This is a genomic window from Pseudomonas sp. GNP012, from assembly GCF_054343835.1.
In genome coordinates, this window is record NZ_JBTGUU010000001.1 from 4,231,890 (window position 1) to 4,245,215 (window position 13,326).

Below are 13,326 nucleotides of genomic sequence, written 5' to 3' on the forward strand. Positions count from 1 at the left end.
TTTTGTCGCTAGCGTAATCCTGCCCGGCCGCTCCGTCGCCGCCAACCTCGCAGGAGTCAGTTAAATGGCTGCCGAACACCCTCAATTGATAAACGCCCTGGTCAACACCGACCTGGCACCGAACAAAGGCAAGCTCACCTTCAAAGCGGCCATGCTGGAAATGGGCTTTACCTCAGTCTTCGATATCGTCCGCCTGAACAAGTCCGACTTCGCTCGGCAACTGGCCGTGCTCTGCGACGTCGACGCCGGGTTGGCCTATGACAACGCCATGGGCTATGCCAGCCTGCTGGCGCGCCTTTACCGCGAGTACAAGACGTCCTCCGGCAAATTCCAGGTGCTGGCCGAACGCAGCGGGGTACGCTCCCTCACACAGCTGGGCCCGACCTTCCCCAACCTGTTCAAAGAAAACTGGGATGAATTCTGCAAGGTCGGGGCCCTGGCCGCGGTCGATTCACCGGTGGCCTACCTGAGTGCGTTGATGGCGTTTGTCCGCGAACTGGAAACCCTTCAGCCCGCGGACCCCAAACGGATCTTGCTGGACAAGCGTCGCCCCGACCTGAAGGACCTGTTGATCAGCCAGGAGAGCACCTTCAAGCCGCGGCCGATGCTGAAGATCGTCAACGATACACTGGACCGCAACCTGAAGACTTACCTGCAAGGTATTGCGGCAGACAGGAACAAGCCCATTCACCAGGTGCTGACCGAGCGTCACTACCCCTTCCAGTTGCCCTACAACTTTTATCACCATCAATGCCAGTTGGGTTTGTCCGGTAAAAGTCCGGAACTGGGAGAGCTGAATTATCGGGCCAGTGTGTGGCTGCCCATCGATCAGGACGCCATGAACCGTTACGGCGCCGTACAGCATCCGACATTGCAGGCACAACGACTGTTGACCGGGTTGAGCCCGGAGCAACAGTGCTTGCTTATCGAGCCGTCGCCCTACAGTGATTTTTACTTGAGCCGTGGTGACCTGAACAATTTGCCTAACGGCTGGCAAAGCGATGGCAGTGCTCAACTGAGCCCGCACGCTGCGATGACGACCTGTTACTTGTTGCCCACAGGGCAAGCGGATATTGACACCGCCAATCCCCCCGCCAGCAACCCAATCACAACCGCTGGCGGGACCACCTCGGTCCCCATGACCTTTCGCATTAAGGTGCAGGTCGGCCCCCCCCCTCTCCCCCCACCACTCACCATGACGCTGAGGCTGAGCAACGGCTCGGCTATAAACACCAACACCTATCGACCGAACTCCATGCAGGCGGCCTCATCAGCAACCATTTGTGCCCGCATCGTTGCCGCCGCGCTAATCCCGGTTCCCACCATAGCGGGCTACACCGTCAGCTTCGACCTGAACATTGCCACCGGCTCTACAAGTGCCTGGACGAAACTGCTCAGAAGGCGTTTTACCCTTACCCTGGACGAGCAATACCAACTGACAGCCGCAGAACAGGCCTACTTCAAAAAAGCCTACGGCACTGAAATCTCCACACCCGACACCGGGTTCCTCGACGACCTGAATACCTTCATGCAACACACCGGGCTGCACGCCGAGCAGGTCGAGATGCTGCTCTCGCGCCGCACCTACGCGGTAAGGCTATCGCCCAACTGCCCGAGCAAAAATCTGCAAGCCAATAACTCCGTTATCAAATTCCCGTATCCCAGCCACTACGGCGCCTGTTACGTCAATGGCACAGGAGCAGGTCGCTACGACAGCGAAATACCGCCCACCGCCGCATCCATCCGGCGCGATAAATTCGACAACGCCATGGACCTCGAATACGTCAAAACCGGCGACAGAAAAACCTGGCGCCTGAGCAAAACCTCCCTCAACCGTTACGACCGCCTGCAACGCATGATCCGCTTGCAGCGCTGGACCGGCATACCCTTCGCCAAGCTCGACACCCTGATCATCTGCGCGATTCGCGCCGAAGGCGAAAACAACCTGGGCATGGAACTCAACGAAAATACCTTGCGTGCCCTGGGGGTGTATCGCTACCTGAACCGGCGCCATGGCATTGACCCGCAGGAATTTGCGGCACTGATGCACGACCTCACGCCCTATACCACCAGCAAGGACGAGTTGCCCCTGTTCGACCAGGTGTTCAACCGGATGCAATTGTTCGACACGCCACTGGTCCTTGATCAAGCCAGCTTCACCTTGACCGGCCCCACGCCCGCCAACCAGAAAACCCTGCTGCAACTGTGCGCTGGCCTGGGCTTGCAACCGACCGAAGACTCCTTGCTGCTGATCGCCAGACAGACCATGCAGCTGCAGAACAACACGCTCAAACGCGACCTGCCGACCGTCTCCTCGCTGTTCCGCCAGGCGCGCATCGCCCAACTCTTCGGCCTCTCGGTGGCCGACCTGCTGACACTGGCAACCCTGCTCGGCGGCCAGCGATACAAGACTGCGCTGGCCAGCGGCCGACTGAGCCCGCGCACATCGCCGCAAACCCCAGATATCCTCGATGTGCTGATGCAACTGGCCTGGGCCATCGATTGGCTCAAGGACAGCCAGCAGACGATCGCGCAATTGCAACAGCGCCTGGGGCCGGATATTCCCCTGTTGAAAACCGAAGACTTGCAAGACGATCCGTCAACCAAAGCATTTGTACACGAACCCTTGAGTGATGACTTGCGTGCGCGTCTGATTCGGCTAAACCAGGACATTGGCCGCAACGTGGTCGACCGGCAGCAAGTCGAGGCCCTGGAGCTGCCGCTTTATGAGGACACTGGCAACGGCAAGCCGGTGAAAATCGAGTGGTTCGAACGTCTGATCAGCCAGAAACTGCTGGATGAGCAGGGCCTGTTGCCCGGACTGGACAACGATCTGACCCTGGTCGATGAGCCACTCACGTGGCTGGGCACTGACCTTGACCAGATGCTTGCCGGCATAAGGTTGGACCCAACGGTCAAGCAGCGCTGCAAGGAGCAACTGATCACGCTGTTGCTCGATGCCCATGACCGGCAAACACAGTTGCTCGAAGCACTGTTCCAGGAAACCGCGCAATTGCCGTCGGACCGAACGGTCGCGGTCATGTATTGGGCCTTTCACTCCGTATATGCCTTCCTTCAAACCGCACTCGATGCCGGGCAAGAACCCAGCGCCCAACTGATCACGGACTTCCAGCGCATCTGTCGCCATGCAGAAATCGCTGTGCATCTACGATTGAGCAACGACGTGCTGCGTGTGTTTTTGCTCAACCCCCAGTGGCTGGGGGACTACCCGCTCAGCAACAGCAAATCAACGCTCCCAGACCTTTACCTGCTGGAGCGCTTCAGCCACTGGCTGAATGACCAACAGCGGCCGCAGGACAGCCTGCTGAGCTATTTCAGGCTGGCCAACCCCGGCAGCGCCCAACTGAAAACCAAGGCGCTGCGTCAAGCAGCCAACGAAACCGCCAATGCCGCATTGGCCCGATTGCTGGGCTGGTCTGAAAAAGAAGTGCAACAGCTAACCAGCACCCTGCCTAATGCCCGGGCCTGCTCGATGGCACAGGTGGACTGGGTTCGCCGCTGCCAGGCGACCTGCATCGCCAGCGGACTGTCCGCCAGATCACTGCTGCTGGCCACCGCACTCAACCACCAAAGCACCCTCAACGATTGGAAAACCGTCGGTGACGCCGTCATGGCCGCCCACACCCCTGCCGATTCAGCGCCCGCCAGTGTTTAAGGAGCAAACATGACCATTGCCTTCGATGCCCCCCTCAATGAGTTCTTGCGTGACGCGATGCTTGCGCTGTATTTGCACGAAGCCGTGCCCAAGAATCAGACCATGATCGACTACGGCCTGGTGGACCGCATCAAGACCCCGAACGATCTGTATGAGTATTGGTTGCTGGATGTGCTGATCAGCCAGAACGTGCCCACCAGCCCGGTCGCCTGCGCCATTGCCAGCCTGCAACAGCTGATCAACGGCACCCTGCTGAACATGGAACCCGGCTACGAGCACACGAGCCTGACAAGCGCACAAGTCAAGACCTGGCAAGACGGTTTGAACCGCTATCCGATCTGGGCGGCTCTGCAGCAGTTGCACCACTTCCCGGATATTTACCTGGACCCGACCCTGCGGCTGACCAAGACCGACAGCTTCGAGCAACTGGAAAACGACATCAACCAGGCGCAGATCCAGCCCGATACCGTGCAGGCCGCGGTACTGGCCTATCTGGCACGCTTCGAGGAAGTGGCCAACCTGAAAATCTGCAATGGCTACATACACGGAGAATACTTCGCCAACAGCACCTATTACTTCATCGCCAAGTCACCTGCCGAAAACGCCTGGTACTGGCGTGCACTGGACATGTCTCAACGGCCACAGAAAACACCCGCGATTGAAGATGACCGTTTCCCGCACAAATACGACAAACCCCTGCCCAGTGCCTGGACGGACTGGAGCAGAGCCAACGTGCCGATTTCGGACAAAGCCCTGGAGCACACGATCCGCCCCTGCTGGTTCAACAATCGGCTGTTCGTGGTCTGGGCGGAAGTGGAGTATCAGGATCCCGATGCCCTTTCACCGGACTCTTTTGGAGGAAATGCGCAAAACAGTGTCAAGACTCATCCCTTGTTCCGTTTGTACGGGAGCTACAAAAAGTACGATGACAGCTGGAGTACGCCTCGGATCTACATCGAAAACTATTGCCTGCCCCCTGCCCTGATCGCCAAAACGCCAGAGGAAATTGAAAGGGAAACACAGACTATCGCGGTGTATGACAACTCGACGTCGCCCGAATCGATGGTGTTGATGCTGTACTCCAACTACCAGGCTGGCCCGGAACCAGAGGATGAAGATCCAGAAACCGGGAAAGATGACAAATATGATTTCCTGAGAACGGTACGAATCGACAAGAACTTCAATGTGACTTCGCTGTTTCCCGAGTCCGGTACAGTAACTGCCTCTAACGCGCTCAGTGCGGACCCCAGCCAAGGACATGTGCAATTGATCGGGCGCATCTTCGCCCACATCAACAAAGGCCGGTTTCAATACTGGCTTCCAACAGGCACACCAGATTTCGGCACCATAACTCATCTTGAACCAAAGAAAGAACCAAATACATGGAACTTTCGCGATTGGCAGGCGCGAATCGATACCGCCAAGGTTGTTTACGATAGAGAAAACTCGAACATTGAACTGACAACGACTTTAAACAATGGGTTTAACAACGAGAAAACTGTAAGAATTTTCATCCATGACAGAGGCAACTCAGACCTTGTGCTGTTTGAGTTAACCTTGGTATTCAGTGAATCCAGCTATCATGATCGCCGTTATACTCTGCTGGAAGGTTCGAAAATCAAGCCTGTTGAAACTGACTGGCTGAATCAGACAAATGCTACGTATTCTTTCACAAACAGTGTTGGTCAAAAAAATCTCATCATAGAAAGCACTGGCGGAGGTGATACATTCGCGTTGCCGCCGACCCCAAGAGGTGGAGAAGCTTCTCTTAAGGGGAAACGCCTCTACAAAGATATGTTTGATGCTCTTTTTGAAGCACCGGAACTGGTTTACCTTACGGAATGCAGACGCTATGCAGATGGATGGAAAACATTATTTCTTCATCGCCAGTTAAACACCACTATCTCCGGCCCCTACCACTACAAGCTTTTTATTGCTCACCCCTATGATGTGGAAAACGAACAACCTGAAAAGCTCGAGCAAATACGTCCGCTATTTGATTCCCCCATGGCCGCAAGTCTCGCCCAAGATGCACAGATCACTTACTCATTCTCGATCGATCAGAAAACCCATCGACCCGATGGCTGGCCAGTCGAATGGCCCGAGGGCAATCCGACAATACCGCTTGTTTACGGAGTGTTGGTTTATGAGCGGAATTTGTTCAATTACAAACTCGTTGGCGGTGCCCTGAAGGCACTCACTATCGGCTGGGGAGAAGCGCTAGCCCAAAGTCTGCAAATAGCGCCGAGCGTCAACAGCCTGATAGATGTTCCCATCGGAGACACCCCCTCTCTAGGCCAGGCTCAGTTCATCGACTTCACCGGATCAAAAATTCAATACGCTGACGACTCCACGTGGGTGAAACGGGCACCCATTCGCATGAACACCACCTTTGCCAGGCATCTGATCAATCTTGCCGAAGACGGCATGGAGTCTCTGCTGAGCCGGAAAACCCAACACATGAAAGAGCCGCCCATTCCCAATAAGCTCGGCGCGGAGCCGATGGATTTCTCCGGCGCTTACTACCTGTACTTCCTCGAACTGTTCCTGTATCTGCCCTGGCTGGTGGCTTACCGGCTCAATGAAGAACAACAATACGAAGAAGCCAAGCGCTGGCTGGCGTATGTGTTCGATCCCTCGGACCAAAGCGGACATTCGGTCTACTGGCGCTCGGTGCCACTTGAAGAGCCTGTGTGGCCAGGCCCGGCGGACCCCAGCCAGGCTATTCTGTACCCGGACGATCCGCATCAGATTGCGCTGAGTTTCCCGGTGCATTTTCGCAAGGCGCTATACGGCCTCTATATCGATATCGAGAGCAACCAGGCAGACGCAGCCTACCGGGAACTGACCCCGGACGGGCTGGCAGAAGCCAAGCTGCGTTATGTCCACATCCTGGATTTGCTGGGCCCGCGTCCGGACGTCAAGCAAACCGACGACTGGGAGCCGGTCAGTCTGGAGGAACTGAGTACGGCGAAAAACCCGGAGTTGCGCGAGTTCGAGCAACAGCTGTTCGACGCTCAACAGCAACTTGCAGTCCACCCGCCGCTACGGATTGGTAAAGCCCCGGCCTCAGAGGCTGCTCCACTGCTGTGCTTGCGGCCATACACAGCCGATCCCTCGGTGCCCGGTGTCGACAACCCGTATTTGCGTCGCCCCTTCAACCCCGAGCTGATCCAGCGCTGGGAGCGGGTCGAAAGCCGGCTGTACAACCTGCGGCACAACCTTGACATAGCGGGCAATGCCTTGAACCTGCCGCTGTTTGCGCCACCGCTGGACCCACGGGCGCTGCTGGCCGCGTGGGGTCAAGGGCTGTCCGGCGCGGCGCTCAACCGTCTGCTGAGCCCGCAAATTCCGCACTACCGCTTCAGTTTCATGTTTGCCCTTGCACAGAATGCGGTGGACAGCGTGATGCAATTCGGCTCGACCTTGTTGTCGTTGATCGAGCGCAAAGAGCAGGCGCAATACCTGGAACTGCAACAGCAACAAGCCTGGAACCTGGCGAAGGTGGCGGTGGATATACAAGTGCAGGCCGGGAAGATTGACGAGGCCAATAAAAAGGCGCTGCTGGCCAGTCAAGACATTGTTCAAGGACGGCTGAAATATTACGAAAAGTTGGTGAATGACGGCGTTAGTGTCGGAGAGATTTTAGCAGGGTCCTTACACCTGGGTGGTCGTGTTGCGGAAATCAGTATGGGTATGCTGGGGTTCTATGCGGAAACCGTCAAAATAGCGCCGAATATTTTCGGGATGGCAGTCGGCGGCCATCGCATGGAAGGTGGTTTCCAAGCCCCGATGCACTTGCTACAAGCTTCGGCAACCGCTCAGCATGGGGCGGCCGAAGCCATCGCTCTGTACGAGCAATATCGTCGCCGCACCCAGGAGTGGACCCAGGCCCGCGACCAGGCAAAACTCGAAGCCGAGCACATCAAGGCCCAACTTGAGGTCTATGAGGCACAACACGTCGCCACTCAACTGCAACTGCGCCAGGCGCAAACCGCACTGAACCAGGCCAAGGCCACTCACGACTTCCTGCTGAGCAGCAACCGCTTCAGCAAGTCCCAGACCTACGACTGGCTCAACAGCAAGTTCGCCAGCTTCTACTACACCGCCTTCAACACCGCGCAGTCCCTGTGCCAGGCTGCCGAAGCCTGTTGGCAGTATGAAATGGGCGATTTCACCCAGACCTTTATTCGTCCCGGGGCATGGAACAGCAGTTACCGCGGCCTGGGTGCCGGGGAAGAGCTGAAAATGGGCCTGCAGCAGATGTACCGTGAATACGTGCAAAACAACAAACGCGACCTGGAGATCCGTAAAACCATTTCGTTGAAAGACCTGAAAGAGAAAGACCTCGCATCGACGATCAACAAGAGCTGGAAGGAGATCACGGATGATCTGACAAACACTGGCACCTGCGAATTCGAATTGACACAGAAAATGTTCGACGACGATTACGCCGGACAGAACCACTACCTGCGGCGCATCAAAACCATCAGCGTGTCCCTGCCCGTCACCGTTGGGCCCTATGAAGACATCCGCGCCGTCCTGAGCCAGAGCTCCAGCAAGGTGGAAATGTCCGCCACGGCCGGCAACGTCAAGGAGAACCTCAGAGCCAGCCAGCAGATTGCCCTCTCCCACGGCGTCGATGACAACGGTCAGTTCCAGCTCAATTTTCAGGACGAGCGCTATCTGCCATTCGAATACACCGGGGCGGTTTCACGCTGGACCCTGACCTTCCCCAATCGGGATGTGCAGAAGGCCATGCTCAAATCTCTGACCGACATCATCGTTCATATCTCCTACACCGCCAGATCCACCGGAGGCTTGCAATGAACGAACAAATGCAATCCCCCCTGGAAATCAATGCGCCCTCCTTGCCCAAAGGCGGCGGTGCCATCCAGAGCATCGGCAAAGGCTGGGGCGGCGTGGGCACCACCGGTGCCGCATCGCTGGAGTTACCCCTGCCGATCAGCAAGGCCCCCAACCGCGACATGGTCCCGGCCCTGGGCCTGGGTTACAGCAGCGATGTCGGCAACAGTCCGTTCGGCATCGGCTGGCGCCTGACCACCAACGCCATCACCCTGCGCACCACCAAAGGCGTGCCGAAGTATGAAGGCAACGATCAGGTGGTCGGCCCCGGCGGTGACGTGTGGATGCCCGAGAGAAGTGACGATGGCCAGATCATTTCCAGATTAGTGAGTGAGTACAACGACGCCAAAAACCTCGGCGAGCACCGCGTCGTGCGATATTGGCCGCGGGTGGAAGGCGGGTTTGATCTGATTGAGCACTGGACCAAAGTCGACGACGAGGACAACCCCGCCGGCTTCTGGCTGATCCATGGCGCCGACGGCAGCCTGCACTGCTACGGCAAAACCGATGCATCACGGCGGGCCGATCCGAATGACAAATTCCACGTTGGTGTGTGGCTGATCGATGAAAGCCTGAACCTGCGCGGTGAACATGTGGTGTACCTGTACCAGAGGGAAGTCGAAGCACCGGTCGCACCGCAGTTTCGTGACTACCGCGCCCAGCGTTATCTACGTCGGGTCCTGTACGGCAACGCTCAGGCCAACGCCAACCTGTACGCATGGAAAGCCGATGGCTGGAAAGACGCGGACTGGCACTTTCACCTGCTGTTCGATTACGGCGAACGCAGTGCCGACCTGACGCAAGTGCCGATTTACGATCTGCCTGGAATAGAGCGCGGCGATTGGGGGGCACCGCGTAAGGACCCGTTCTGGAACTACGCCTACGGTTTCGAATTGGGTTCCCGGCGCCTGTGCCGTCAGGTCCTGATGTTTCATCAATTCACCGAAGAGCTGGGTGACGATCCGGTGCTGGTCCAGCGCCTGCTGCTCGAATATCGCCCGAGCGCGCTGGGCTACAACCATCTGACCGCCGCGCACATCCAGGCCTATGACAATCAGGGGCAGGTGGAAAGTCGCCCGCCCATGGAGTTTTTCTACAACCCGTTTGACCTCGATCCGCAGCGCGAAGGTTACAGCGAGTTCCCCCAGATGCCGGGGCTCAATGACGGCCAGCGTTATCAACTGGTGGACTTGTATGGCGAAGGCATTCCGGGCGTGCTGATGCGCAGTGACAAGGCCTGGTACTACCGCGAACCGCAGCGTGCCGACAGTGGCGGCAATGAAGTGATCTACGGCGACTGGGCGTTGTTGCCCGGCATTCCCGTGGCCGATAGCAGCAAACCGATTCGCCAGTCATTGAGCGACCTGACCGGCGACGGCAAGCTCGACTGGGTGATCGCCCGGCCCGGCATGTCCGGGTTCTTCACCCTCAATCCGGACCGAAGCTGGTCGAACTTCGTGGGCTATGATGCGTTCCCCTCGGAGTTTTTTCATTCCGATGCGCAATTGGCTGACCTGGTGGGCCACGGTCTGACGGATCTGGCGTTGATCGGTCCACGCAGCGTGCGCCTGTATTCAAGCCGTCGTGAAATCGGGTTCAGCCAAGGGGCCAACGTCCCTCGGGGCGACAACGATGACTCGCTGCCCCTGTTGAGCAGTAGCCAGACCGAACTGGTGGCTTTCAGCGATCCACTGGGCAGCGCGACACAACACTTGATTCGCATCCGCCACAACGAAGTCAAATGCTGGCCGAATCTGGGGCATGGAAAATTCGGCAAGGGTTTCGTCCTTTGCGAGCTGAAGTTCCCATATGCCGAGTTCGATTCGTCGCGGGTGCGGCTGGCGGACCTGGACGGCTCGGGCGCGGTCGACCTGATCTACCTGGAGTCCGACGGTTTCCGGGTCTACATGAATCACGCCGGTGAAGGCTTCGAAGAGAATTATGTAAAAGTGCCATGGCCAAAAGATGTGCGTTACGACCGCTTCTGCCAGGTGAGCATCGCCGACCTCAACGGACTGGGTTGTTCCAGCCTGATCCTCACCGTGCCCCACATGAAACCCGAGCACTGGCGCTACGATTTCGTCAGCGCCAAACCCTATCTGGTCAATGCCAGTCACAACAACATGGGCGCCGTGACGGGGGTGAGTTACCGCAGTTCGGCGCAGGAATGGCTGGACGAAAAAGCCGAGCTGATCGCCGCCGGCAAAGCCCCGGTTTCGCACCTGCCGTTCGCCATGCACCTGGTCAGCCAGCAGACCCAACTGGATGAAATCACCGGCAACCGACTGACCCAGGGCTTCAGCTATCGCCAGGGTTTCTACGACAGTTTCGAGCGAGAGTTCCGCGGTTTTGGCTTGTTGCTGCAAACCGATACCGAAGCGTCGGCGGCTGAACGCTCGAGCCCGGGTTTCACCGCGCCGATCCTGAGCAAAACCTGGTTTCACACCGGCCGCGCCATCGACATGCGCGACGACGGTTATTACGCCGGTGACGCAGAGGCAAAGGCGTTGCGCCCGACACTGCTGCACGAGTATCACCTCAGCGATGCGGCGGGACGCGTGATCGCCCCCGATGAAGACCTCGCCCGCGAGATGGCCCGAACCCTCAGCGGCTCGGTGTTGCGTACGGAGGTTTTTGCCGCCGACGATGATCCCGAAACGGCTGTGCCCTACAGCGTGCAGGAGAACCGTTTCCTCATTCGCCATTTGCGCCCCAAAGGCGAACATCACCCCTATCCCGTACTGCAGTTACTGGCGTTGGAAAGCATCGCTTACCAGTATGAGCCGCAGGTGGCGGACGACCCGTTGGTCCAGCACACACTCAATCTGCAGTGGGACAAGTTCGGCGGCCTCATCCACGGTTTCGTCGTGCACTACGCCCGGCGCAAAACCAACAAGGACAGCCCACCCTTCGCCGTCAACGCACCTGGCGACGAAAGCGATGAAGACTACGAAAACAGATGGTGGCTGGACGCCCATGACGACGCGCAACAATGCTGGTATCTGACCGAGACCAAGGCCGAGTATTGCCACCTGATAGCCTATGATGGCTGGCGTCTGGGCATTCCTTATCGTCAGCGCAGCAATGCGCTGGTGCTGAAAAAGGACGAACTCAAGCCCTGCAACATCTACCAGGAAAAATTCCTTGAGTTGGCCGATGAAAAAGGCGCCTGGGCAGCCAAAGCGGTGTTGACCGGTTTGGCGCTGCAGCGATATCTGGATCCGGAGAAAGGCGAACTGCTGCCCCCGGACAAACTGATCTTCACCGCCCTGCCCAGCGATCAGGAAACCGCCGAAATGGATGCCACCGCCCTGAGCGCCTTCGACAAGCTCAAGGACGAAAATGGCAACATGCCGTTCAACCTCAAGGAGAAACTCGAATCAGTCGGTTATCACATCATGGAGCTGTTCTTGCCGGAGCCTACTGCCAGTGAGCTCGCAGACCCGACCGACGCGAAAAACTACCTGTGGTCAGTGCGTAAAAACTTCCCTGTGTATCACAAACTGGCGGGGTTCTATAACGTCGAAAAATTCCAGCAGACCAAGAGCCATGGCATCACCTCAGTCGCGTATGACAAGCACTGGTGCCTGAGCACCGCCGTCACTCTGCCGGATGGCTGCACCACACGCATCCTCGGTGTCGACTACCGATCGTTCCTGCCAGCCGGCATTCTCGACCCCAATCAAAACACCCAGGAGGCCTGCTACAACGCGTTCGGCGAAGTGTTGGTGACCAGCTTCTATGGCACCGAACTGGGCGAGAAGGTCGGTTTTCACTCCCTGCGTAATTACATGCCTCCCGAAGACCGAAGTCCCGCAGGCGCCATTGCCGACAAGATCAAAGCGATCGGTCATTACGCCACCGCCACCTTCTCCGCCCCCTTCAGTTGGATGGGCAAAGTGCCCCCGGCCGCTCTCGCCTCCTGGCTGGAATGGGCCCGCGGCGAAGGTTTCATATTGCCCGACGGCCATCTCTGCAGCCGGGCGCGGGTGCATCTCGAGGGGTTGTTGGAAGATCCTACTGCGGACGAGAAACTGCTCCAGCGGTACGTCAATGATGCTCATCGCGAACCCGTGCATGTGCTCACCTTGCAGGCCGACCGCTATCCCGGCGACCCAGAGCTGCAGATCCGCGCGGCCATCGCCTGCTGGGACGGCTTCGGCCGTTCCCTGCAAACCAAGCAGGAAGTCGAACCCGGCCTGGCGTGGTGGGTGGAGGAGAATGACCAACTGACACTCGACAAATACGGCCGGCCCAAGGAAGCAGAGGCCGCCCGGCGCTGGCGGGTCAGCGAGCGGGTCGAGTACAACAACAAGGGCGAAACGGTGCGCATCTATCGGCCTTACTTCGCCAACACGTTCCGCTACATCAATGACGAGGCGATACGTGAAGCCGGGTATCACGACCAGCAGTTCTACGACGCCGCCGGCCGGCCGACACACACCGTGCTGGCGAAAAAAATGCTGCAGGGCACTCCGCCCGAAGAAAAACCGTTGCGCCGGGAAAAGCGCTATCGCACCTGGTACATCATCGAGTCCGATGAAAACGATAATTTTGATCCGCCCAAACCTGTAGAGGAAACACGACGGATCAACAGGACACTGCATTGAACCCGGACATTCATCGGCATACGCCCCGGTTAGCGGTTATCGACAGCCGGGGCTGCAGGTGCGGTTCCGGATGTAGACATGCACCAAGGCAATTGCGTCGAAAGCCCCATTTCAAACCCTACAATCGTGACGCAAAGAACATCCGTCTATATGTAGCCGACGCAAGCTCGTAGA

General features: G+C 57.8%; 3 protein-coding genes. All 3 read left to right on the forward strand.

The features are described 5' to 3' along the window. Positions 1-64 precede the first annotated feature (64 nt). Genes ACXX83_RS19095 through ACXX83_RS19105 form a run of 3 tightly spaced genes read left to right on the forward strand, consistent with a single transcriptional unit; the run spans position 65 to position 13,152 of the window. The gene (locus ACXX83_RS19095) at positions 65-3,676 is read left to right on the forward strand and encodes a Tc toxin subunit A (protein ID WP_458549347.1); all 3,612 of its coding nucleotides are present in this window, start codon (positions 65-67) and stop codon (positions 3,674-3,676) included. 9 nt (positions 3,677-3,685) lie between these two features. Further along, positions 3,686-8,506 carry a Tc toxin subunit A-related protein gene (locus tag ACXX83_RS19100; protein WP_458549348.1) on the forward strand — a complete coding sequence of 1,607 codons (4,821 nt, stop codon included), beginning with the start codon at positions 3,686-3,688 and terminating at the stop codon, positions 8,504-8,506. Further along, positions 8,503-13,152: a SpvB/TcaC N-terminal domain-containing protein gene (locus ACXX83_RS19105; protein WP_458549349.1), complete on the forward strand. Its 4,650-nt coding sequence runs from the start codon at positions 8,503-8,505 to the stop codon at positions 13,150-13,152. Before ACXX83_RS19100 ends, ACXX83_RS19105 begins: the two co-directional genes overlap by 4 nt. Positions 13,153-13,326: the final 174 nt, after the last annotated feature.

Excerpts from the sequence above, each read along its gene's own strand:
- ACXX83_RS19095 (WP_458549347.1), top strand. The coding sequence starts at position 65 with ATGGCTGCCGAACACCCTCAATTGATAAACGCCCTGGTCAACACCGAC.
- ACXX83_RS19100 (WP_458549348.1), top strand. The coding sequence starts at position 3,686 with ATGACCATTGCCTTCGATGCCCCCCTCAATGAGTTCTTGCGTGACGCG.
- ACXX83_RS19105 (WP_458549349.1), top strand. The coding sequence starts at position 8,503 with ATGAACGAACAAATGCAATCCCCCCTGGAAATCAATGCGCCCTCCTTG.